23 protein-coding genes are annotated in these 21,479 nt (G+C 64.6%); 13 read left to right on the forward strand and 10 right to left on the reverse strand.

All coding sequences use genetic code 11. The features are described 5' to 3' along the window. Positions 1–166: 166 nt before the first annotated feature. From ACS8Y6_RS12970 to ilvN, 4 genes are all read right to left on the reverse strand, one after another. Complete coding sequence (locus ACS8Y6_RS12970; protein ID WP_440849802.1) at positions 167–946, reverse strand: CDP-alcohol phosphatidyltransferase family protein; 780 nt, start codon at positions 944–946, stop codon at positions 167–169. A 57-nt stretch (positions 947–1,003) separates the two neighbouring features. Continuing rightward, positions 1,004–1,660, reverse strand: a complete 657-nt coding sequence (locus ACS8Y6_RS12975; RefSeq protein ID WP_440849801.1) for a hypothetical protein — start codon at positions 1,658–1,660, stop codon at positions 1,004–1,006. Between the two features lie 42 nt (positions 1,661–1,702). Next, positions 1,703–2,719 carry a ketol-acid reductoisomerase gene (gene ilvC / locus ACS8Y6_RS12980; RefSeq protein WP_440849806.1) on the reverse strand — a complete coding sequence of 339 codons (1,017 nt, stop codon included), beginning with the start codon at positions 2,717–2,719 and terminating at the stop codon, positions 1,703–1,705. 96 nt (positions 2,720–2,815) lie between these two features. Beyond that, complete coding sequence (gene ilvN / locus ACS8Y6_RS12985; protein WP_440855715.1) at positions 2,816–3,337, reverse strand: acetolactate synthase small subunit; 522 nt, start codon at positions 3,335–3,337, stop codon at positions 2,816–2,818. Positions 3,338–3,482: 145 nt separating this feature from the next. Here ilvN and ilvB point away from each other — a divergent pair, with 145 nt between their 5' ends. Next, positions 3,483–5,327, forward strand: a complete 1,845-nt coding sequence (ilvB, locus tag ACS8Y6_RS12990; RefSeq protein ID WP_440849799.1) for a biosynthetic-type acetolactate synthase large subunit — start codon at positions 3,483–3,485, stop codon at positions 5,325–5,327. A 316-nt stretch (positions 5,328–5,643) separates the two neighbouring features. On the opposite strand, the gene ACS8Y6_RS12995 is transcribed toward ilvB, so the two are convergent. After that, positions 5,644–6,339 (reverse strand): glutathione binding-like protein, encoded by a 696-nt coding sequence (locus tag ACS8Y6_RS12995; protein ID WP_440849798.1) that lies wholly within the window; start codon positions 6,337–6,339, stop codon positions 5,644–5,646. A 130-nt stretch (positions 6,340–6,469) separates the two neighbouring features. On the opposite strand from ACS8Y6_RS12995, the gene ACS8Y6_RS13000 reads away from it, so the two are divergent. Together ACS8Y6_RS13000 and ACS8Y6_RS13005 are read left to right on the forward strand one after the other, a co-directional pair. Next, positions 6,470–7,108: an SDR family oxidoreductase gene (locus tag ACS8Y6_RS13000; protein ID WP_440855716.1), complete on the forward strand. Its 639-nt coding sequence runs from the start codon at positions 6,470–6,472 to the stop codon at positions 7,106–7,108. Continuing rightward, positions 7,101–7,784 carry a DNA-3-methyladenine glycosylase family protein gene (locus tag ACS8Y6_RS13005; RefSeq protein ID WP_440849796.1) on the forward strand — a complete coding sequence of 228 codons (684 nt, stop codon included), beginning with the start codon at positions 7,101–7,103 and terminating at the stop codon, positions 7,782–7,784. Before ACS8Y6_RS13000 ends, ACS8Y6_RS13005 begins: the two co-directional genes overlap by 8 nt. Before the next feature lie 9 nt (positions 7,785–7,793). Here the strand turns inward: ACS8Y6_RS13005 and ACS8Y6_RS13010 are convergent, their stop codons facing one another. Continuing rightward, on the reverse strand, positions 7,794–8,111 hold the full coding sequence (locus ACS8Y6_RS13010; RefSeq protein WP_440849795.1) for a trehalose-6-phosphate synthase: 318 nt from the start codon (positions 8,109–8,111) through the stop codon (positions 7,794–7,796). Between ACS8Y6_RS13010 and ACS8Y6_RS13015 the strand changes: the two genes are divergently transcribed. Continuing rightward, complete coding sequence (locus ACS8Y6_RS13015) at positions 8,112–8,276, forward strand: hypothetical protein (protein ID WP_440849794.1); 165 nt, start codon at positions 8,112–8,114, stop codon at positions 8,274–8,276. It begins immediately after the preceding gene. Positions 8,277–8,329: 53 nt separating this feature from the next. On the opposite strand, the gene ACS8Y6_RS13020 is transcribed toward ACS8Y6_RS13015, so the two are convergent. Then, the gene (locus ACS8Y6_RS13020) at positions 8,330–8,515 is read right to left on the reverse strand and encodes a hypothetical protein (protein ID WP_440849793.1); all 186 of its coding nucleotides are present in this window, start codon (positions 8,513–8,515) and stop codon (positions 8,330–8,332) included. Between ACS8Y6_RS13020 and otsB the strand changes: the two genes are divergently transcribed. Next, entirely contained in the window at positions 8,514–9,278 is a 765-nt protein-coding gene (gene otsB, locus ACS8Y6_RS13025) for a trehalose-phosphatase (protein ID WP_440855717.1), read from the forward strand. The genes ACS8Y6_RS13020 and otsB overlap by 2 nt on opposite strands. Positions 9,279–9,751: 473 nt before the next feature. Here otsB and ACS8Y6_RS13030 read toward each other — a convergent pair whose 3' ends face one another. Beyond that, the gene (locus ACS8Y6_RS13030) at positions 9,752–10,756 is read right to left on the reverse strand and encodes an NAD(P)H-quinone oxidoreductase (RefSeq protein WP_440849791.1); all 1,005 of its coding nucleotides are present in this window, start codon (positions 10,754–10,756) and stop codon (positions 9,752–9,754) included. A gap of 393 nt (positions 10,757–11,149) precedes the next feature. Here ACS8Y6_RS13030 and ACS8Y6_RS13035 point away from each other — a divergent pair, with 393 nt between their 5' ends. Together ACS8Y6_RS13035 and ACS8Y6_RS13040 are read left to right on the forward strand one after the other, a co-directional pair. Beyond that, positions 11,150–11,611 carry an RT0821/Lpp0805 family surface protein gene (locus tag ACS8Y6_RS13035; RefSeq protein ID WP_440849790.1) on the forward strand — a complete coding sequence of 154 codons (462 nt, stop codon included), beginning with the start codon at positions 11,150–11,152 and terminating at the stop codon, positions 11,609–11,611. Between the two features lie 75 nt (positions 11,612–11,686). Next, a complete protein-coding gene (locus tag ACS8Y6_RS13040) occupies positions 11,687–12,115 on the forward strand; it encodes an acyl-CoA thioesterase (protein WP_440849789.1) in 429 nt (142 codons plus the stop codon). 332 nt (positions 12,116–12,447) lie between these two features. Here ACS8Y6_RS13040 and ACS8Y6_RS13045 read toward each other — a convergent pair whose 3' ends face one another. Then, entirely contained in the window at positions 12,448–13,515 is a 1,068-nt protein-coding gene (locus tag ACS8Y6_RS13045) for an SDR family oxidoreductase (RefSeq protein ID WP_440849788.1), read from the reverse strand. A 103-nt stretch (positions 13,516–13,618) separates the two neighbouring features. Between ACS8Y6_RS13045 and ACS8Y6_RS13050 the strand changes: the two genes are divergently transcribed. The 4 genes from ACS8Y6_RS13050 to ACS8Y6_RS13065 all read left to right on the forward strand — a co-directional run bounded on the left by ACS8Y6_RS13050 (position 13,619) and on the right by ACS8Y6_RS13065 (position 17,383). Then, positions 13,619–14,563: a LysR family transcriptional regulator gene (locus ACS8Y6_RS13050; protein WP_440849787.1), complete on the forward strand. Its 945-nt coding sequence runs from the start codon at positions 13,619–13,621 to the stop codon at positions 14,561–14,563. 68 nt (positions 14,564–14,631) lie between these two features. Then, positions 14,632–15,411 carry a DUF1295 domain-containing protein gene (locus tag ACS8Y6_RS13055; RefSeq protein ID WP_440855718.1) on the forward strand — a complete coding sequence of 260 codons (780 nt, stop codon included), beginning with the start codon at positions 14,632–14,634 and terminating at the stop codon, positions 15,409–15,411. Between the two features lie 41 nt (positions 15,412–15,452). Then, positions 15,453–16,514, forward strand: coding sequence for an SAM-dependent methyltransferase (locus ACS8Y6_RS13060; RefSeq protein ID WP_199678800.1), 1,062 nt, complete (start codon positions 15,453–15,455; stop codon positions 16,512–16,514). Positions 16,515–16,546: 32 nt separating this feature from the next. Further along, positions 16,547–17,383: a hypothetical protein gene (locus tag ACS8Y6_RS13065; protein ID WP_440855719.1), complete on the forward strand. Its 837-nt coding sequence runs from the start codon at positions 16,547–16,549 to the stop codon at positions 17,381–17,383. An 80-nt stretch (positions 17,384–17,463) separates the two neighbouring features. On the opposite strand, the gene ACS8Y6_RS13070 is transcribed toward ACS8Y6_RS13065, so the two are convergent. Continuing rightward, on the reverse strand, positions 17,464–18,708 hold the full coding sequence (locus ACS8Y6_RS13070) for a pyridoxal phosphate-dependent aminotransferase (protein ID WP_440855720.1): 1,245 nt from the start codon (positions 18,706–18,708) through the stop codon (positions 17,464–17,466). Between the two features lie 187 nt (positions 18,709–18,895). Here ACS8Y6_RS13070 and ACS8Y6_RS13075 point away from each other — a divergent pair, with 187 nt between their 5' ends. Beyond that, positions 18,896–19,912 carry a D-2-hydroxyacid dehydrogenase gene (locus ACS8Y6_RS13075; RefSeq protein ID WP_440855721.1) on the forward strand — a complete coding sequence of 339 codons (1,017 nt, stop codon included), beginning with the start codon at positions 18,896–18,898 and terminating at the stop codon, positions 19,910–19,912. 112 nt (positions 19,913–20,024) lie between these two features. Then, a complete protein-coding gene (locus ACS8Y6_RS13080) occupies positions 20,025–21,479 on the forward strand; it encodes an NAD-dependent succinate-semialdehyde dehydrogenase (protein ID WP_440855722.1) in 1,455 nt (484 codons plus the stop codon).

A 21,479-nucleotide genomic window follows, 5' to 3' on the forward strand; every position in this document is an offset into this window, starting at 1 on the left:
GCCCCGCACCCGATATCCCGAAGGGAACGCCTGTGCGCGCCCATCACCGCGTTGCGCCCCTTTGCCATAGCATAGGCACGGCATGCTATGGCGCAGTCGCGCGCCTTGTGCTGGGCGCGCACAGGCGTTCTGAATACGGCAAATACCCAGGGCAGGACACTGAACTCTAGGAGGATCCGCTGCGACCGGAACGCAGTCGATGGCGACGCCGCAGGGCCATGATCGGTCCGGACAAGGCGTACGCCAGAAAGCCCAGGAACAGCACGCGCGGCGGATCGAGCATGATCAGTACAAACGCAACCACCACGAACAGAATGTAGCGAAACGGCACGCGGTCGCCGATATTGAAATCCTTGAAGCTGTTGTAGCGCACGTTCGAGACCATCAGCCCCCCGGCGCCCACGGTGAACAGGAACACCGGAATCACCAGATCGCCGCCGGGGATGCCGAAGTCGGCCCCGACCCAGACGAACCCCACCAACAACCCCGCCGCCGCCGGGCTCGGCAGGCCGAGAAAGACTTTCTTCTCCAGCGCGCTGCCGCGGGTGATATTGAACCGCGCCAGGCGCAAGGCCGCCGCGGCGGTATAGAAAAACGCGGCCAGCCAGCCCAGCTTGCCGGCGACATTGCTGTAGGCGGCCAGCGTGTGGAGGCTGTACATGTAGGCCAGCAGGCCGGAGGCGAGCCCGAACGACACCAGATCGGCGAGGCTGTCGTACTGAATGCCGAAATCGGACTCGGCGTTGGTCAGCCGGGCCACGCGTCCATCCAGCATATCGGTGAGCATGGCCACGAATATGGCAATGCCCGCCACCGCGAACCGATCCTGCGTGGCCGCGATGATGGAATAGAATCCGGCAAACAGCGTGCCGGTCGTGAACAGGTTCGGCAACAGATAGATGCCGCGCTTGCGGCGGCTGCCAGGTTCGCTGGGGGATTCAGACATAGGCGCTAGTCTAGCGTATCGGCCGCCGGTCTCGCTCGGCCGAAATGGGCAAACCGATCAGGCGGCGCCGTCCAGCCGGGCCCGACAGCTGCCGTTCTTCTTGTGCACGAGCTTCGCCAATACGCAGGCCCCGGCACGCACATGATCGCCGAGCTCAACTTCCATGCGGCAATTCACGGGCAGGAACAATTCCACTCGCTGTGCCAGCCGACGCTTGCCGCAGCAGCGCCCCTGGCCCACCCGCTCGCCATAGCTGTTCCGGCACGGGCGTTCGCCCAGCAGGCTGCCGCGCCGGATCGCCATGACCAGTTCATCGCCCTCGTCGGTGCGGATCATCGAGGCCACGCCGCCGAGCCGCTCGACGGTTTCCCCGGCCAGCTCCAGCACCGTGCCCTCCACTGGCGAGCGCAGCAGATAGGCGCCGAACGGATTCACCCGAATGGCCACCTTGACCGCCTCGCGATCAAGATAGGGGTCGTAGCATTCACGCCGGTGAATGACGGTGCCATCCACCGGCGCAACCACCGACAGCGGTTCCGCCGGCGCATGCCGCGGCGAATCCCGGAAAAACAGCACGCAAATCGCCATGAGTACCAGCACCGGCAGTGCCACCCACACGCCGATGGCCGCATTGACGATCAGAAACACGATCGCCAGCACGAACAGCGCAGCCCAGCCTTCCGGGACTATCTGAAACAGCGTTTTGCGCTGCATACCGATCGCTCGCTTGAACTCGCGTTCGGGGCGGACACGTAATCAGTTACGTGTCTTGTCGACGATCTTGTCCTTGGCGATCCAAGGCATCATGCCGCGCAGCTTCTCGCCCACCTGCTCCAGTTCCGAGGCGGCGGCGTTGCGCCGGCCGGCCTTGAGCATGGGGCTGCCGGCCTGGTGCTCGGCCATGAACTCGCGCGCGAAGCTGCCGTTCTGGATCTCGGTGAGCATCTTGCGCATCTCGGCTCGGGTTTCGTCGGTGATCAGACGCGGGCCGCGCGAGATATCGCCGTATTCGGCGGTGTTGGAGATCGAGTAGCGCATGTTCGCGATGCCCCCCTCGTAGATCAGGTCCACGATCAGCTTGACCTCGTGCAGGCACTCGAAATACGCCATCTCCGGCTCGTAGCCGGCCTCGGTCAGCGTTTCGAAACCGGCCTGGATCAACGATACCAGACCACCGCAGAGCACGGACTGCTCGCCGAACAGGTCGGTTTCGGTCTCGGCCTGGAAGGTGGTCTCGATCACGCCGGCACGGCCGCCGCCGTTGGCCACGGAATAGGCCAGTGCCACGTCCTTGGCCTGGCCGGAGGCATCCTGGTAGACCGCGATCAGGCTCGGCACACCCCCGCCGTTCTCATAGGTCGTCCGTACCAGATGGCCCGGGCCTTTCGGCGCGATCATGATCACGTCGAGATCGGCACGCGGTTCGATCAGCTGGTAATGAATATTGAAGCCGTGCGCGAAACCGAGGGTCGCACCCTGCTTGATGTTCGGCTCGATGAGGTCGTTGTACAGAGACAGCTGGTGTTCATCCGGTGTGAGGATCATCACCACATCGGCCGAGGCGGTGGCCTCTTCGATGCTGGCCACGGCCAGGCCGGCGTCGGTGGCCTTCTTGGCCGAGGACGAACCCTCGCGCAGGCCGACCACGACGTCCACGCCCGAATCCTTGAGATTGTTGGCGTGGGCATGGCCCTGCGAACCATAACCGATGATCGCAACCTTCTTGCCCTGAATCAGGGACAGGTCGCCATCCTTGTCGTAATACACGGTCATGCTCACGGTTTTTCTCCTGCTGATGGTGTCGGCTCGGCTGGCGGGAGGTGCCAGCCGTTTCATTACAAATTCGCGGTATCGTTGCCGCCCGGCGTATCAGGACGCCGCGGCTTGCTCGTCTTCGGTGTGATAGCTCAGCCCGCCGCTGCCCGGCGTCATGGTCACGGCCCCACTGCGCGCCAGCTCGACCAGCATGCCGGCGTCCTCCAGTACCGCCACGAACCGATTGAGTTCGTCGCCACTGCCCAGAAAGCGCAACAACGTCAGGCCTTCCTCCTCGCTGATCACGCGCACATCGAACCCGGCGGCCATGGTCTCGACCGGCGTCGCGGCTGCGCCGCGCTGGATCTTGATCAATGCCAACTCGTATTCCAGATGCTCATCGCCGGTCATGTCCAGCACGTCGATCACATCGACCAGCTTGAGCAGCTGGCGGTTGATCTGCTCGACGACGTTTTCCGTGCCCCAGGTCACCAGCGTCAGGCGCGACATGGTCGGGTCCTCGGTGGGACCGACGTTGAGTGTTTCGATATTGAAGCCGCGCTGCGAGAACAGCCCGGCCACGCGTACGAGAGCCCCAGCCTCGTTGGCCATGAGGACGGATATCACATGTCGCATCGTGATCACCTCGCACGCACTGATTGGCAAAGCGCGCAAAATACGCCGATCCCCGGGGTGAAGCAAATCGATTGGCGCAACCGCAGGGGGAAAGCCGTACTTTCGGTTACAATCAGGGTTTTTCCACGTCGTTCGGAAAACTGCCATGACTGAACTGCACACCGCCCCCGCAACCCGCACGCCCCATCCGTTGACCGGCCGCGTCATGACCGGCGCCGAGGTGCTCGTGCAGGTGCTGGCCGACGAGGGCGTGGATACGGTATTCGGCTATTCCGGCGGCGCCATTCTGCCGACCTACGATGCCATCTTCCGCTTTAACGAAGAGCATCACGATCTGATGCCCTTGATTGTACCCGCCAACGAACAGGGCGCGGGCTTCATGGCCGCCGGTTACGCGCGCGCCTCGGGCAAGGTCGGCGTGGCGCTGGTGACTTCCGGCCCGGGCGCGACCAACGCGGTCACGCCGGTGCGCGACTCGATGGCCGATTCCGTGCCCATGGTGCTGATCTGCGGCCAGGTCGCACGCGCGGCCATCGGCACCGATGCGTTCCAGGAAGCGCCGGTCACCAACATCATGAGCTCGGCTGCCAAGCATGTGTTCATGGTCACCGACCCGGACAAGCTGGAAGCCACCGTGCGCACGGCGTTCGAGATCGCGCGCTCCGGCCGCCCGGGCCCGGTCGTGATCGATGTGCCCAAGGACGTACAGAACGCCGATTGCCGCTTCGCCGGATCCGGCGTGCTGCCGGTGCCGGGCTATCGCCAGCGCATGCGCGATCTGCGTTCGAACAAGCTCTCCGACGAAAAATGCGCCGAGTTCTTCCGCCTGCTGGGTGAATCCAAGCGCCCGCTGATCTATGCCGGCGGCGGCGTGATCAACTCCGACTCCGCCAACGAGTTGCGCGCCCTGGCCCAGGCCTATGGCATCCCCGTGGTCACCACGCTGATGGGTATCGGCGCCTTCGATACCACCGATGTCCTGTCGCTGCACATGCTGGGCATGCATGGCACGGCCTTCGCCAACTATGCAGTCGAGGACTGCGATTTCCTGATCGCGGTGGGCGCGCGCTTCGACGATCGCGTGGCCGGGCGCCCGGATGATTTCGCGCCCGAAGCCAAGGCGATCGCGCACTTCGATGCCGATGCCTCGGAAATCAACAAGGTCAAGCAGGTCGACTGGCATCACGTCGGCCTGTTCGCACCGAGCCTGGCCCGGGTACTGACCTATGGCCGCGAGCACGGCTTTGCCAACGATCTGGCCGACTGGCATCAGCATATCGCCGCGCTCAAGCACGACTATGCGATGAACTACGATCGCGACAGCACGCTGATCCAACCCTATGCCGTGATCGAAGAGATCAACCGGCACACCGATGGTCGGGCCGTGATCGCGACGGGCGTCGGCCAGCACCAGATGTGGGCCGCGCAGTATTTCGATTTCCGCGAGCCGCGCCTGTGGCTGACCTCCGGCTCGATGGGCACCATGGGCTTCGGCCTGCCGGCGGCCATCGGCGCGGCCTGTGCACGCCGCGACAAGCTGGTGATCGATATCGACGGCGACAGCTCGATCCGCATGAACATCGGCGAGCTGGAGACCGCGACCACTTACAACCTGCCGATCAAGGTCGTGGTGCTCAATAATGTCGGCGACGGCATGGTGAAACAGTGGCAGAAGCTGTTCTTCAAGGGCCGCCTGTCCGCCTCGGATAAATCCTTGCACAAGAAGAACTTCATCAAGGCGGCCGAGGCCGACGGCTTCGAGTTCGCCCGCCGCGTAACCGACCCGGCCGAGCTGCCGGCTACCGTCGCCGCCTTCCTCGACTTCAAGGGCCCGGCGTTCCTGGAAGTCATGGTCGATCCGGATGCCGGCGTCTACCCGATGGTCGGCCCGGGCAAGACCTACAAGCAGATGATCACCGGCGACTTCATCAACAATCGCTACAGCGACGATGCCGGCGATACCGACGTCGGGCCATCCGAGATGTTCTGATCGGTTCGCCGCGCTGACGTGAAAAGACCGGCCCTGAAAGGCCGGTCTTTTTTGGGCGTGCGCGTTCACGGCAGAAGATCGGGCCAAAAAGCATTGTCCGCAGATCGACGCAGATTCACGCAGATTCACGCAGATCAGGGACGACGGATTCGAGCGGCGGGGCCGTCGTCGTCATGTCGCCGGGCTTTCGATTCTCAGCCGGCCGACAGGACGGCGTTTGATCTTACCCCCCAATCCGCCCGCTCGCTCAAAACCCATTTGATTTCATTTGCGTCAATCCGCGTTCATTTGCGGACTGATTCCGTGGATATGCCGATCAACGTTTTTCGTACTGCTTGTTGCCGAACATGTTTTCCATGGCCTCGCTGTCCTGGCTGAGATCCGTGTGGTGATCGGCCAGCACCTGCAGACCTTTCTTCACGTTCTCGCGGTCGCCGATCATCTCGAACCAGCGCCGGACGTTCGGATAGTCGTCGATGTTCACGCCCTGGGTTTCGGCGGGTCGCAGCCACGGCCAGGTGGCGATATCGGCAATCGAGTAGTCGTTGCCGGCCAGGAACCTGGTGTCGCGCAGCCGCCGGTCCATCACGCCGTACAGCCGATTGGCCTCGTTCTCGTAACGCTTGACCGCGTATTCGATCTTCTCGGGCGCGTATCTGTTGAAGTGATGCGCCTGGCCCAGCATCGGCCCGATGCTGCCCATCTGGAACATCAGCCACTGGATCGCGTCATAGCGCTTGACCGGATCCTTCGGCAGCAGACGGTCAGCCTTGTCGGCGAGATACATCAGGATGGCACCGGATTCGAACAGCGCATACGGCTTGCCGTTCGGGCCATCCTGATCGACGATCGCCGGGATCTTGTTGTTCGGGCTGATCTTGAGAAACGCGTCGGCGAACTGGTCGCCCTTGCCGATATTGATCGGATGCGCGGTGTACGCCGCACCGATCTCCTCGAGCATGATGTGAACCTTGTGCCCATTGGGCGTGGTCCAGGTATACAGATCGATCATGGATGTCTTCCTCGGAGGACCGTAGCGATCCCCCTTGTAAAAAAGCGTCACACGCCAAAGGTTGTGAACATCGACACGGATTCAAGCCGCCGCACGATCGTCGGCTTGTCGACTCATTGAAGGAGCAATCATGCATGTATTGGTCGTAGGCGCCCACGGCAAGATCGGCCGTCGCTTCATCCATGCCGTCGACGGCAGCGGACACACCGCCCGCGCCATGATCCGAGACAGCGGCCAGATGGACGAAATGAAGGCCATCGGCGCCACCGATGTCGTGGTGGCCGATCTCGAGGGCGATTGCAGCGCGGCGCTGGCCGGCTGCGATGCTGTGGTTTTCACTGCGGGTTCCGGCGGCCACACCCCGCCGGAGAAGACCGAGGACGTCGATCGTAACGGCGCCATCTCCATCATCGACCAGGCCGTATCGGCCGGCGTACGCCGATTCGTGATGGTGTCGTCGATGAACGCCGACACCCCGGAGAAAGGCGCGGAGAAGATGCAGCACTACTTCCGGGCCAAGGGCGCGGCCGACAATCACCTGCGCTCGACCGACCTGGAATACACCATCGTGCGCCCGGGCAAGCTCACCGAGGACGACGGTACCGGCCACGTGGATATTGCCAAGGATCTCGGCCGCTACGGCGAGATCCCGCGCGACGATGTGGCGCGCGTGTTGCTGATGACGCTGGATTCGCCCAACACCATCGGCCAGCACTTCGAAGTGCTGTCGGGCGATACGCCCATCGACAAGGCCCTGCTCGGTGTCTAGCGCCACCCATCCCACGGCGCCGCGCGACACGCGGCTGGCCTTCGACGCGGACGCCGCCGTGGCGCATCTGGCGGCGGCGGATCCGGTGCTCGGCGCGCTCATGCAGCGCGCCGGGCCGTATCGGCCGAGCACGAACGCCGCGCCGGACGTGTTTCATTCGCTGGTGCGCGCCATCGTGTACCAGCAGCTTTCCGGCAAGGCCGCCGGCACCATCCACGCCCGCCTGCTCGCGGCGTTGAACCACGGCGACGCGCCGGGCGCGGCCGCGATCCAGGCGACCGACGACGCCACGCTGCGCAGCGCCGGCCTGTCGGCCAACAAGCTTGCCGGCCTGCGCGCCCTGGCCGCGGCCCAGCTTGCCGGCGAACTGCCGGACGAGGCGCGCATCGACGAATACGACGATGCCGAACTGATCCAGCGCTATGCCGCGATCCGCGGCATCGGCCGCTGGACGGTCGAAATGCTGTTGATGTTTCATCTGGGCCGGCCCGACGTGATGCCGATCCACGATCTGGGCGTGCGCAAGGGCTACGCCCTGACCTACGGGCTCGACGATCTGCCCAAACCGAAGGCGCTGGAAGCCGCCGGTGAAATCTGGCGGCCCTATCGCTCAGTGGCCTGCTGGTACATGTGGCGCGCACTGGAGGCCGAGGGCGCCACGCCGCAGCCTCAGTAGGATCGCGTTCTACGCGGCCGCACCGGCGGCGCGCAGGAATGCCTCGACCCAATCGAAGGCATTGTGGCCCCGGATGATCTCGCGCATGGCCTGCATGCGCCGACGCCGTTCGGCGACCCGCATGCGGCAGGCCGCGTGGATACACTCGGCGGTCGAAACCACGTCATGCGGGTTGACCAGCAACGCATGCTCGCCGAGTTCGGCCGCCGCGCCGGCGAACTCGCTGAGGATCAGCACGCCGTTGCCGTCGCGCTTGGCCGCGCAGAATTCCTTGGCCACCAGATTCATGCCGTCCTTGAGTGGGATGACCAGCGCGATATCGGCCACTTGACTGATCGGCACCGTGCCGATACGCAGCTATCGTTGATGGCGCGCCAGGCCCGGGGCGCCGATCCGGATATCGATACCGCGCTCTCCAGCCTCGGTCTCGACATGCTCGAATGGCTACCCAGATATCGACCCGGCACGAAAATAGATGATTTTTCGGGTTGATACCGCGAGCATGCGATCGCATGCTCGCCGCGGCCACTGGCCGCGAAGCCGGATTAATAGCGCAGCGCCGGCGCATCACGGGGGTCCAGCGCCGATACCCGGCCGTCGGCGGCCGGATGGGCCCGCCAGCCGTTGTCTCCGGCTCCTGCCAACGACACGGGCAGCCGATTCGATACCATAATCAGACGATCACCACCGACTTGGCTGACTGCGTTGGACTCGCTATCTTGGCTCGCCATGACAAACCTGCCCGCCCCGGACGAAAGCTGGGCCCTGTTCCTGGATGTTGACGGCACCCTGATTGATACAGCGGGCCACCCGGACTCCGTTCAACCCTCGCACCGCCTCGGGGAAATCCTCGGCCGCACCGCCGACGCGCTGGACGGCGCCCTGGCATTGATTTCCGGCCGGCCGATCGCCGAGATCGACCGGCTCACCGAACGCGTCGCGCCGGCGGCTTCGGGCCTGCACGGGCTCGAACTGCGGACGCCTGCCGCCGGCTATGAAGGCCCGCAGGTCGACGTCGAAGATCTGCGCGCCGCGCGCGACCGGCTACAGCGGCTCGCCGCCGGGCACCCTGCGCTGTATTTCGAGGACAAGCAGGCCACGCTCGCCCTGCACTATCACAAGGCCGACAACACGACCCGCGGCGAGGCCGAACGCGCCGTGCGCGAAATCGTGGCCGAGGCCGACGGCGCATTGTCCCTGCTGGCGGGCAAGGCCGTGTATGAGATCAAGCCGGCACGCGGCGATAAGGGCCGCGCCCTGCAACGCTTGATGAGCGACCCGCCCTTCGCCGGGCGCTGCCCGGTGTATGTCGGCGACGATGTCACCGACGAAGCGGCGTTCGTGGCCGTGAATTCGCTCGGGGGCGTATCGGTACGGGTGGGCGGCCCCGGCTCGAGCGCGGCACGGTATCGGCTGGACAGCGTAGACGAGGTACTGGAATGGCTCGAGCAGATCGCCACCACGCTGAAGACCCCGAGCCCGCGGCCGACCTGAATCTGGGCCTGACCGACAACGGCCGGATCGCGGCTCCGGTGGGTGCGCGGGCTCGCATCGTCTGGGGCTGTTTCCCCGATTTCCAGGGCGGCCCATTGTTCAGCCGGTTGCTCGACGACCGGGAACGCGGCTACTCGGCGATCGACATCGACGATTGCGTTGCGATAGAACGCGAATATCTGCGCAATACCGCCATCCTGCGGACCACTGGCGGCGCGGTCCAAATCGGCCATCGGGCGTACGGACGAGGCCCGGCGCCTGTTCGACAACATGCTCGAACATCGCAGCGATCCCGGCATGCTGTCCGAGGGTATGGATCCCCAGACCGGCGAACTGTGGGGCAACTATCCATAGACCTACAGCGTGGCCGGCATCACCAACGCCGCGCTGCATTTGTCGCGGCGCTGGGAGGAAGTGTTCTGAGTGGCCGCAGCCGGACGCCCCACGACGCCCGGCCCCGCGGCTCGGCGACGTCAGCGATTGCGCACCAGCAACAACTTGCCCAGGTGGCTGCCCGACTCCATCGCCGCATGGGCTTCGTTCGCCTGTGCGAAATCGAAGGTCTGGTCGATCATCGGCCGCAACCGACCGAGCTCGAACAGCGGCCGCAGCCGGTCGTCGAACATACGCGCCATCGCGATGCGGCGCTCCAGCGGCAGGCTGCGCATGGTCATCGCCACCAGCGACAGTCGACGCATAAGTAGCGTGGCCATGTTCAACTCGGTCTTGGCGCCGCCCATGATGCCGATCTGAACCTGGCGCCCTTCGTCACGCAGCGCGGCCAGATTATCCTCGAGCACCGCCGCGCCCACGAAGTCGAGTACCACATGCGCCCCGCCGGTCTGGTTGTGCACCCGTTCGGCCACGCCATCGACACCGTCGACGGCGCCCAGGTCGAAAGCCGTGCCCAGCCCGAGCGACTTGAACCGCGTGGCCAACTCATCGAGCCGTTCCTGAGCACGACTGGTCGCGATCGAACGACTGCCCAGGGCCGCGATCAACTGCAACGCGGCCACGCCGACGCCGGAGGTGGCCCCACGCACCAGCGCCCACTGGCCGGGCGCCAGCCCACCCTCGAGAAACAAGCCGCGGTAGGCCGTGAGAAACGCCTCGGGAACCGCGGCCGCCGAGGCATGATCGTAGTGCGCGGGCGGCATCATGGTTTCACGCTCGTGCACCACGACCTGTTCGGCGTAAGCGCCACCGCCAATCAGCCCCATGACCGGATCACCCACCTTGCGCGTGGTCACGCGCTTGCCCACGGCGGCCACCTCGCCCGCGTACTCCAGCCCCGGACGAAGCGGATCGAACCCCGCGGGCGGCGGATAGGCCCCCCGACGCTGCATGATGTCGGCACGATTGATGCCGATGGCCCGGATATCGACCAGCACCTCGTCTGGCCCGGGCTTGGGTGACTTTATATCCGCCAGGACCAGCTTCCGCGAGTCGTCCTTGTCGTCGATCAACCATGCGCGCATAGCGTTATTGCCTCGATGGATCAGTGAACATGCCCGCTCCGCGACAACCTGCCTGCGATGCCGCCGCGCCGGAGGAGCACAATACACATCCCGCGCCGCGCGGTGAACGGCTTGTTGACACACCCTCGGCAGCTCGCGGATAGATCGGGCCGGTTGCCGCAGGCACACGGCCGCGACGAAGCACCGTTCCAAGGGCGCCCCTCCGGAGCGCAAGCGATGATTCCACAAGGGCAAAGTTGTTGCCGTTGCCCGACCCACGGCGCGCGGCATGAAACGGCAACCGACCATAACGCGGGCTGAATGCTCACCGCGGATATCGCCCTTCTACCACCCGACGATTACGTTAAACTGCCCATCGAAATTCTTTGCAGAACGCCCGCCAGGGAGGATCGCATGTACAAGACCATCACCCTGTTCAGCGCACTTGTTCTGGCCGTCTCCATGATCGGCGGCTGCGCCAACTGGAAAAACTCCGATACCGGCACGCTGCTCGGCGGCGCGGCGGGCGGCGCCCTGGGCTCGCAGATCGGCAGTGGCACCGGGACCACCATCGCCACAGTGGTTGGCACGCTCGCCGGCGCGGCGCTCGGCAACAAGGTCGGCCAGCACTTCGACCAGAAGGATCGCCGGCAATTCGGCACTGCCCTCGAATCGAATCAGACCGGCAAGACCACGAGCTGGCACGATCCGAACAGCAACCAAAGCTACTCGGTGACGCCCACCCGCACCTATAAGCAGGGCAACCAGCCCTGCCGCGACTTCACCATGGACGCGAATATCAATGGCCAGCCGAAGAAGGTTACCGGCACCGCCTGCCGCCAACCGAATGGCACATGGAAGGTCGTGAACTCGTAACGGCGGCGATCACCATCGTATGATTCGAAAGCCGGGCCGGGTGCCCGGCTTTTTCATGTCCGAGGAGAATGCTGCATGCCCGAACGCCCTGCGCGCGATGCCTATGCGTGGTTCTGCGACATACCCACGCGCTGGATGGACAACGACATCTACGGCCACGTCAACAACGTCACCTATTACTCGTATTTCGATACCGCCGCCAATCGTTATCTGATCGAAGCCGGCGGCCTGGATATCCACGCCGATCCCGTAGTCGGCTTCGTGGTGTCGTCGAACTGTCGCTACCACGCGCCGATCGCCTTCCCCGAGGCGCTCGAGGTCGGGTTGCGTGTCGACCGGCTCGGCAACCGCTCAGTGACCTACGGACTCGCGATTTTCGCCGCCGGCGCCGAGACCGCCAGCGCCGACGGCGAATTCGTGCATGTATTCGTCGACCGGGCCAGTGGCCGCTCGACCGCCATGCCCGACAAGCTCGCTCGTGCGCTCGGCGAGCTCTGTCGGTAATACGGCTGCGGGGCCACGCTGTTCATTCGAACCACGGGGCAACACAGACGCTGGTTTCGCACTGATGTGCGAAACCGAGCCCGACCCTCGGCGCTTAAATCGACACATCTATTCCGAACCACACGCCAGGAATCAGTCGCCGAAACGAACCACCAGTCCAGTGACGCCCTGAGAAGGCAGTCCGAAATGGCCCACCACAGAAATCCGGCCTGCCCAACCCCTTCCATGTCGTCACAGCATTAACAACCTCAGTCGGCCGCGAAGCGCGCGATACAAAAAGCCGGACAGGTTCACCCGGCCCGGCTCGTCATTCACAAGCGTCGCAAACGGCTTCAGCCAATCGGCGGAATGATCCGCTCGGCCGCCAGCCGATCAAACAGATCCAGGAACGACGCCCGCGTCTCGCGGTGCGCGTAAAAACCAAAGTCCCGGCACTTGTTCACGTCGTTGACGCATTCCTGCGTCCGGCCGAGATCGCCATCGGTATGCCACCAGGAGGCCAGCCGGGTCACGTCCGGCTCGATCAGGTCGTAGCGCTCGGCGATTTCGCGCCAGGTGCTCTCGATGCCGGCCATCTGCTGTTCGAGCGGCTGCGGCGTTTGCGGGCAGTCCGCCACTTCGAGGCCGAAGTGTTCGCCGATCTCGGTCCACATCCGGCGCCAGCGAAAGGTATCGCCATTGACGGTATTGAACGCCTGATTGGCCGCCCCCGGCGCGAGTGCGGCCCATTCCATCTGGCGGGCCAGCAACAGCGCATCGGTCATGTCGGTGAGATAGTGCCACTGTTCGGTCGAGCCCGGGAAGGTAAAGGTGCGACCGGTCTCGCGGCAGATCGAGGCATAAACGGCCAGCGTCGTGCCCATGTTCATGATGTTGCCGGGCGCATAGCCGACCACCGTATGCGGCCGGTGCACGTTCCAGGCGATGCCGTAGCGTTCGGCCACGTCACGCATGATGTCTTCGAGGGTGTAGTAGAAGTTCGGGCCCGGTACACGCTCGGCCGACTCGCGGAACGGCGTCTCGACCTGCCCGCTGCCATAGGCTTCGAAGGAACCGAGATACTGCTTGGTACCCGTGACCAGCGAGACATGCGTCAGGCGCTCGGGATCGAGCGCGGCGAACAGGTTGTTCATCATTGCGCCGTTGGCCTTGACGTTCTCGTCCTCCGAGTCGCGCTGGGTCCATGTGCAATAGAACACGTGCGTGATGGGCAGCCCCTTCAATGCTTCGGCACTGGCGGCTTCATCCAGCAGATCGGCCGATACGGGTACCACGCCCGGCGTCTTGGACGGACGGCGCGACAGACCGTAGACGGTCCAGCCGCTGGCCACCAGATACTGGGCGAGATTGCCGCCGGTGATGCCGGTGGCGCCGACGACGAGTGCGTTTCCCTTGCGCATAAACGTTGTTCCCGGCGGGCACGCCGCCGTGCTGGAAATGACACCGGCTATTGTGATCGACTGAGTGCTTGCAACAAGCGCGAACATCGCAAATATTTATTGCATGAAACGCAACCTCGACCTGAATGCGCTACGTACGTTCCGGTTGGTGGTCGACAGCGGCGGTTTTACCGCGGCCGCCCGTCGCAGTCACCGTGCCGTGTCGTCGGTTTCACGCCAGATCGCGGCGCTCGAGTACGGCCTCGGCCAGCCGCTGTTCCATCGTCACACGCGAGCGGTCGAACTCACCGAGGCCGGCGCCCGCTATATCGAGACGATCCGCCCGATGCTGGATCAGCTCGATGCGGCGACCGAAACCGTGTTCGAGCATGGCGACGAACCCGCCGGCGTGCTGGCGATCAACGCCCCGGTGGCGTTCGGCGAGCGCCAGGTGGTGCCGCTGGTGCACGGATTCACCCAGCGCCATGCCACGATCAAGGCCGAGCTGCGGCTGACCGATACGTTCGTCGACCCAATCAAGGCCGCCAGCGATATCACCTTCCGCGTCGGCCCTCTGTCCAACGCCGGCCTGGTTGCCCGGCCGCTCGCGCCGATGCAGTACCTGGTGGCCGCCGCCCCGCGCTATCTCGAGCGCCGCGGCGCGCCCCGGCGACCGGCCGAACTGCTCGATCACGACTGCCTGTTGTATCAGGGCGAATACGGCCGCCAGCGCTGGTACTGGCGCGAGACTGGCACGGCGCGCTTCAATCGCCTGGATGTCGACGGCCCGCTCTACAGCGACGATGCCACCAGCCTGCGCGCCGCCGCCAGCCTCGGCCTGGGGCTGGTCCTGTTTCCCAGCTGGCTGATCGAGACCGAATTACGCAGCGGTGCCCTGGTGCCCGTCCTGCCCGGCTGGCAATGGGAAGTGGCCGCCGAAACCCGCTCGATTCACATGCTGTACGCGCAGCCTCGGTTCTGTCCGCCCAAGGTCCGGGCCTTCGTCGACTACGTGCTGGAGACCATCGGCGACCCGCCGCGCTGGGACCGCTGGGCGGCGCCGGATTGAATCCTCCGGCCGCCGCCGGCCGTATAGCCACCTGTTAAGCTTGTTCACTCACCGATACAAGGACGCCCATGTCCGCCCTCGCCGTCTTCGGTACCGGTCTGCTGACCGCCGTCGCACTGCTCTTCATCGTCTGGCTCATTCAGTTGTTCACCCGCAACGCCGGCCTGGTGGACGTAGTCTGGTCGGCCGCCCTCGGCCTGATCGCGCTGGAATACGCACTGGCCGGCGACGCGCCGGTCGTCGCCCGCCTGCTCATGGCCGTACTCGCCATCACCTGGTCGTTCCGGCTGGCCGGTTATCTCGCGGCTCGCATGAAAGGGCAGCCGGAGGATTCGCGCTATACCGCGGCACGCGAATCCTGGGGCGCCCGGGCCGATCTTTACATGCTCGGGTTTTTCCTGTTGCAGGCCGTGATCGCGGCCGTGTTGTCGATTCCCCTGCTCGTCATCGCCTACATGGACGCTGGCCCGTCGGTTGTCGCCGGCGCGCTGGCTGTCGTCGTGTGGTTCGTGTCGGTGGTCGGCGAAGGCACGGCCGACGCCCAGCTCAAGGCCTTCAAGAGCAAGCCCGAAAACCGGGGCAAGGTCTGCCGCGAGGGCCTGTGGTACTACTCGCGTCACCCGAATTATTTCTTCGAATCCCTGCACTGGGTGAGCTACGTCGTGCTGGCGATCGGCGCCGGCTGGTGGTGGGCGACGTGGATCGGGCCGGTGCTGATGGCGGTCCTGCTGCTCAAGATCTCGGGCATCCCGACGGTCGAAGGAAAGGATGCATCCCAAAAGCGTGAAGGCCACGATGAGTACCTGCGCACCACGAACGCGTTCATCCCCTGGCCGCCCAGGAAATAGAATCCACCCGCCAACACGCCAAGCGACAAGGAGCCGAGCGATTGGATAGTCTGCCCATTGAGGCCTGCGAACGCGGGCTCGTCCCGGATTTCATCGCCCGCGCCGGCATGCGCCGCCTGATCGGCCAGCGACTGGCGACACCGGAAGCGAAAAACGCCGACAAGCGCCACGCAGCCATGCGCGCGTTTCTCGAACGCGCGAACTCGGGGCCGATCGCCCAGCACACCGCCGACGCGAATGCCCAGCACTACGAACTGCCGCCCGCGTTTTTCGAACAGGTCCTGGGCACGCACCTGAAATACAGCGGCTGCCTGTTCGAGCCCGGTATCGACGATCTCGATACGGCCGAACACGCCATGCTGGCGCTGACCGCCGACCGGGCGCGGGTGCGCGATGGTCATCGCATCCTCGATCTCGGCTGCGGCTGGGGCTCGTTCTCGCTCTGGGCGGCGCGGCGTTTTCCCCATGCCAGCGTTCGCGCGGTGTCCAACTCGAACACCCAGCGCGAATGGATCGCGGCGCGCGCGGCCGAGCGCGGGCTCGACAATCTCGTGGTCGAAACCTGCGATATCAATCACTTCGACCCGGGCGAACAGGTGTTCGACCGGATCGTGTCGATCGAGATGTTCGAACACATGCGCAACTACCGCGCGCTGTTCGCCCGATGTGCGCGCTGGCTGGACGACCACGGCCGCCTGTTCGTGCATGTCTTCGCGCACAAGCATCTGGCCTATCGTTTCACCGACGACTCGGCCAGCGACTGGATGGCGCGTTACTTCTTCACCGGCGGCGTCATGCCGAGCGAGCACCTGTTCGCCCACTTCCAGCAGGACCTGCTGTTACGCGACAGCTGGTGGTTGTCCGGCGCGCATTATCGCGATACCGCCAATGCCTGGCTGGCCCGCATGGATGCCAACCGCGATTCGATAATGGCCGTGATGCGTGAAACCTACGGCGACGCCGATGCCGAACGCTGGTTCAACCGCTGGCGCATGTTCTTCATGGCCGTGGCGGAATTGTTCGGTTATCGCGGTGGCAACGAATGGGGCGTCGGCCATTATCTGTTCACGCCGCGTCGGGCACTGGACGACGTGCGTACGTAAGCGATGCGCGGATAACAACCAAGGAGCGCCCCATGCGCCGATCGCTTTATCTGACTTCGAGCGCCTTGCTGGCCATTACCCTGGTCTGGGCCGCGGCGGCAGCGCCCGCACTGGCGCAACCCCACGCCGACCGCGTCAACGTCAACGACAACGGCCTGACCTGCTTCAACGGCTACGCCTACACCCGCAAGGGCGGCGACTACCGTTACACCGAGCACCACGAAGTCAGGCGTAGCCACGGCCGGATCACGACCTGGAACGTGACCTATATCGGCACGCACGGGCAGGTCATCGCCAGGAAACACATGAATTTCTCGGCCAACCCGACCGTGCCCACCTATCGCATGGTGATGCCAAAATCCGGCTACGCGGAAGGCATCCGGCACCACAATGGCCGCTGGACGATGTTCAAGCGCGAATCAGCCGATGCAAAGACCCAGACCAAGGCGTTCACCATCGACGAACCGATGGCCGCCGATTCCGGATTCAATCCGCTGGTGCAGCAGCACTTCGACGACCTGAACAGCGGCCAGACGTTCACCTTCAATTTCGTGGTCGCCGGGCGCCAGTCGGTGCTCGACCTCAAGGCCTACAAGACCGGCAACACCACCTTCGAGGGTCGGCCGGCGGTGAACTTCAAGGTCGAGCTGAACATGTTTCTGATCGGCAATTTCGTGCCCTCGCTCAAGCTGACCTACGATCCCAGGACCGAGCGCCTGCTGGAATACCGCGGCATCGGCAATATGCACAACGACCAGGGCAAGGTTTATCCGGTGCGCGTGCGCTACGACAGGCAGATGCCGGCGGTGGCGAAGGCGCACGGCGCGCCGGCCGCGCGTTGCGGGTCGACGGCCGCCAGCGCCTCCTGAGTCGTCAGCCGGGCGCCCAAGAAAAAAAGCCGCCCGGAGAAACCGGACGGCTTTTTCGTAACACGCGATGGCGGGCCGCGTCAGCCGTAGCGTGCGAACTCCGGCTGGCGTTCCAGCCAGGGCCGCATGCGCGCGAACGCTTCCTCGATCTTGTCCATGGAAGTGGAGTAGGAAATGCGCAGCAGATTGGACGAGCCTTCGCCGAAGGCATCGCCCGGAATCACGCAGACACCGGTTTCCTCCAGCATGCGCATGGCGAGCTTGCCGGCATCCACACCGGTCGGCAGCGACGGCGCGATATAGAACGCGCCCTGTGGCCAGTAGCCGGTCAGGCCGGGCATGTCGCTCACCAGATCGACCACGCGGTCGCGACGACGCGCGTATTCGGTGACCATTTCCGTAATGCAGGACTGGTCCCCGTAGAGCGCGGCCACACCCGCCCACTGTGCCGGCGTACTCGCCACCGTGGTCGTGAACATGTGATAACGGCGCAGCGTGCGAATGGTGTTCTGGTCGGCCACGATCCAGCCCACGCGCAGCCCGGGCATGGCGTAGGTCTTGGAGAAACTCGAGACCACAGCCACGCCGTCGAGATCGATCGCGCAGGACAGCACACTCGGGTAGTCGATATCGTCGAGAATGAGGTTGTCGTACACCTCGTCCGAGAGGATCTCCACGCCGCGGTAGGCCGCTTCCTGGCACAACCACTCGATGGTCTCGCGCGGATAGACCGTGCCGGTCGGGTTCGACGGCGAATTGAGGATGATGGCGTGCGTGTTCGGCCCGATCATGTCGATGATCCGCTGGGGATCGATCTGATGGCCTTCGCTGGCCTTGGTCGGCACCGTGCGCACCTGGCCACCGTTCATGCGGATCAGCGGTGCGTACAGCAAAAACGTCGGGTCGGCGATGATGAACTCGCGCCCGGGCGCCGCCATGGCGGTGATCATCAGATAGATGCCTTCCGTCGCCCCCGTGGTGACCAGGAAGTTGTCCTCGTCGAGCGTGCTGCGGTACTTGGCGTTGTAGTACTCCTTCAACGCCGTGAGCAGCTCCGGCAGGCCCGCATCCATGGTGTAGCCGGTCTGGCCGTTCTGCAGCGCATGGATATGCGCGTCGATGATGTGCTGCGGAGTCGGAAAGTCCGGCTGGCCGATCGACAGATGCACCACGTCGTCCAGCTCCGCGGCCCGGTTGACCATGCGCCGGATGCCCGAAATCGGGATCGCGTGCATGGCCGGATTCCAGACCATCCGATCGCGGACATAACGCTTGCCGGGTTCCGGCGGCAGAACCTGCTCGCTGGATTCCAGATTCACAGCCATGACAACCTCTTGGTGGCGACTACCAGGGACATTCCCGGGGGATATCGATTCGAGCGTAGGCACCCCCACAGCCCCGGTCAAGCGGTGTTTTCACCACGAGTGACAAACCGTGTTGACGCGTGCTCCGGGCGCTGGGTACCGTGGCTTGACTATTCACCGAATCCGCGTCGCTCGCGGCGATCACAACATGGCAGACAACCGGGCCGATTCGAGCCGCGGCGCGCATGATTCCGCCGCCCTGCGCATCACGGTATTGAGCGATGCGCCCGATGGCCCGCCCGGTGTCGAGCGTCTGCGCGAGCACGCGGACGTGGCCCTCGCGCACGACGAGGCCAGTCTGCGTGCCGCCCTGCCCGGCAGCCGTATCCTGGTGGTCACCGATTTCCGCACCGACGCGCTCGAAGCCGCCTGGGATACCGCCGACCGCCTGGAATGGATCCACGCCACCAGCGCCGGCGTCGACCAGCTCATGTTCGATGCGCTGGTGGCGTCCGAGATCCCGGTCACCAACGCCCAGGGCATCTTCGACCGCAACATCGCCGAATATGTGCTCGCGCAGATTCTGATGTTCGCCAAGGACAGTGCGAACAACCTGCGCTACCAGCAGCAGCACCGCTGGGTGCATCGCGATACCGAAACCATCGAGACCAAACGCGTGCTGGTGGTCGGCGCCGGCTCCATCGGCCACAGTATCGGTCGCCTGTGCCGGGCCGCCGGCATGCAGGTGTCGGGGGTGGCACGGCGCGCGAAGGACGGTAACGAGGTGTTCGACCGGATCCACGCCCAGGACGATCTCGACGCCCTGCTGCCCAATGCCGATTATGTCGTGGTCGCCGCGCCGCTGACCGAATCCACCGAAGGCCTGTTCGATGCGCCGCGCTTCGCCGCCATGGCGCATCATGCGCGCTTCATCAACATCGGCCGGGGCCCGATCGTGGTCACCGAAGACCTGGTCGCCGCACTCGTGGCTGGAGAAATCGCCGGCGCCGCGCTCGATGTATTCGAGACCGAACCGCTGCCCGCCGACCATCCGCTTTGGGATATGGACAACGTCCTCATTTCCGCGCACATGGCGGGTGATTTCATCGGCTGGCGTGAAGCGCTGATGGATCAGTTCCTGGACAATCTCGAACGCTGGCGTGCGGGCGAGTCGCTGTTCAATCAGGTGAGTAAGCGCCATGGTTATGCCCCGGGCGGCGGCTGATGCGCGCCGACGACTGAAAACGATTGAAAACGGGCCGTGCGTCCCCGATCTTCGAGGCACGAAAGAATGCGGCGGGCTGATCGCCGACCCCTGACCAAGCAAAGGACTGCAAATGATCGAATCGTATCTGCTCAAACATGTCGCGGGTTACATCGACGGCCAGTGGGTCGAGGCCGACTCGAAAGAAACCGCCGAAGTGCTCAACCCGGCCAACGGCAAACGGCTTGCCGACGTGCCGTACATGGTGGCCGATGAAACCCAGCGCGCGATCGCCGCGGCCAAGGCCGCCCTGCCCAACGTGCCCGACGTGGCCACGCGCCGCGAATGGCTCGAGGACATGCGCGACGCGCTGATCGCCGAAAAGGAAGAGATCGGCCGCATCCTGTGTCTGGAGCACGGCAAGCCGTGGAAGGAAGCCCAGGGCGAAGTCGAATACGCCGCCAGCTTCTTCGACTACCACGCCGGCATGATGGAACAGGCCCTGGCGCCGGAAGTCCTGCCCGAAAAAGCCAAGAACTGCACCTGGACGGTCCACAAGCGCGCCATCGGCGTGGCCGGCCTGATCACGCCCTGGAACTTCCCCATCGGCATGATCGCCAAGAAGATCGCCCCGGCGATTGCTGCCGGCTGCCCGACGGTGACCAAGCCGGCCACCGAAACGCCGCTGACCATGATCGCCATGTTCCAGCTCATGCACGAACGGCTCGACCTGCCCCGCGGCATGGTCAACCTCGTGATGGGCAGCTCCAAGGACATCGGCGGCGAACTGATGAGCTCGCCTGACGTACCCATGATCTCGTTCACCGGCTCCACCGGCGTCGGCCAGCTGCTGATCGAACAGTCCAAGGACTGGGTCAAGAAACTCGGCCTCGAGCTGGGCGGCAACGCGCCGTTCATCGTGCTCGACGACGCCGACCTGGACTCGGCGGCCGATCACCTCATCGCCAACAAATTCCGCGGCGGCGGCCAGACCTGTGTCTGCGCCAACCGCATCTACGTGCAATCGTCGGTCTACGACGCGTTCTCGAAAAAAGTCATCGACCGCGTCAAGGCGCTCAAGGTCGGCGACGGCATGGACGAAGACGTCGACGTCGGACCGCTGATCAATGCCGCCGGCTTCGACAAGGTCAAGGACCACGTGCAGGATGCGCTGGCCAAGGGCGCCCAGCTGGAAGTGGGCAAGAACCCGGACGAACTGGACTCCGGCAAGAGCCTGTTCTACGCACCGACGGTGATCACCCAGGTCACGCACGACATGAAGTGCTGCACCGACGAAACCTTCGGCCCGCTGGTGCCGCTGATCAAGTTCGACACCGATGACGAAGCGCTCAAGCTCGCCAACCAGACCGAGTTCGGCCTGGCCTCCTACGTCTTCGGCAAGGACGCGAGGCGCGCCCACAAGATCATCGCCCACCTGCACTTCGGCCACTGCGGGCACAACACCGGCACCGGCCCGGCAGCGCACGCGCCGTTCGGCGGCATGCTGCAGTCGGGCATCGGCCGTGAAGGCGGTCATGATGGTCTGATGGAGTACGTGGAGTTGCAGACGGTGCCGAGCGCCGACTGA

Source organism: Salinisphaera sp. RV14 (genome assembly GCF_052044135.1).
In the GTDB taxonomy this organism is placed as follows: domain Bacteria; phylum Pseudomonadota; class Gammaproteobacteria; order Nevskiales; family Salinisphaeraceae; genus Salinisphaera.

Bases quoted from the DNA above. Each gene is read 5' to 3' on its own strand.
- ACS8Y6_RS13065 (WP_440855719.1), top strand. From the start codon at position 16,547: ATGCGCCGATCGCTTTATCTGACTTCGAGCGCCTTGCTGGCCATTACC.
- otsB (WP_440855717.1), top strand. From the start codon at position 8,514: ATGACAAACCTGCCCGCCCCGGACGAAAGCTGGGCCCTGTTCCTGGAT.
- ACS8Y6_RS13035 (WP_440849790.1), top strand. From the start codon at position 11,150: ATGTACAAGACCATCACCCTGTTCAGCGCACTTGTTCTGGCCGTCTCC.
- ilvC (WP_440849806.1), bottom strand. From the start codon at position 2,719: ATGACCGTGTATTACGACAAGGATGGCGACCTGTCCCTGATTCAGGGC.
- ACS8Y6_RS13040 (WP_440849789.1), top strand. From the start codon at position 11,687: ATGCCCGAACGCCCTGCGCGCGATGCCTATGCGTGGTTCTGCGACATA.
- ACS8Y6_RS13075 (WP_440855721.1), top strand. From the start codon at position 18,896: ATGGCAGACAACCGGGCCGATTCGAGCCGCGGCGCGCATGATTCCGCC.
- ACS8Y6_RS12995 (WP_440849798.1), bottom strand. From the start codon at position 6,339: ATGATCGATCTGTATACCTGGACCACGCCCAATGGGCACAAGGTTCAC.
- ACS8Y6_RS13080 (WP_440855722.1), top strand. From the start codon at position 20,025: ATGATCGAATCGTATCTGCTCAAACATGTCGCGGGTTACATCGACGGC.
- ACS8Y6_RS13055 (WP_440855718.1), top strand. From the start codon at position 14,632: ATGTCCGCCCTCGCCGTCTTCGGTACCGGTCTGCTGACCGCCGTCGCA.
- ilvB (WP_440849799.1), top strand. From the start codon at position 3,483: ATGACTGAACTGCACACCGCCCCCGCAACCCGCACGCCCCATCCGTTG.
- ACS8Y6_RS13020 (WP_440849793.1), bottom strand. From the start codon at position 8,515: ATGGCGAGCCAAGATAGCGAGTCCAACGCAGTCAGCCAAGTCGGTGGT.
- ACS8Y6_RS12970 (WP_440849802.1), bottom strand. From the start codon at position 946: ATGTCTGAATCCCCCAGCGAACCTGGCAGCCGCCGCAAGCGCGGCATC.
- ACS8Y6_RS13070 (WP_440855720.1), bottom strand. From the start codon at position 18,708: ATGGCTGTGAATCTGGAATCCAGCGAGCAGGTTCTGCCGCCGGAACCC.
- ACS8Y6_RS13030 (WP_440849791.1), bottom strand. From the start codon at position 10,756: ATGCGCGCATGGTTGATCGACGACAAGGACGACTCGCGGAAGCTGGTC.
- ACS8Y6_RS13045 (WP_440849788.1), bottom strand. From the start codon at position 13,515: ATGCGCAAGGGAAACGCACTCGTCGTCGGCGCCACCGGCATCACCGGC.
- ACS8Y6_RS12975 (WP_440849801.1), bottom strand. From the start codon at position 1,660: ATGCAGCGCAAAACGCTGTTTCAGATAGTCCCGGAAGGCTGGGCTGCG.
- ACS8Y6_RS13050 (WP_440849787.1), top strand. From the start codon at position 13,619: ATGAAACGCAACCTCGACCTGAATGCGCTACGTACGTTCCGGTTGGTG.
- ACS8Y6_RS13000 (WP_440855716.1), top strand. From the start codon at position 6,470: ATGCATGTATTGGTCGTAGGCGCCCACGGCAAGATCGGCCGTCGCTTC.
- ilvN (WP_440855715.1), bottom strand. From the start codon at position 3,337: ATGCGACATGTGATATCCGTCCTCATGGCCAACGAGGCTGGGGCTCTC.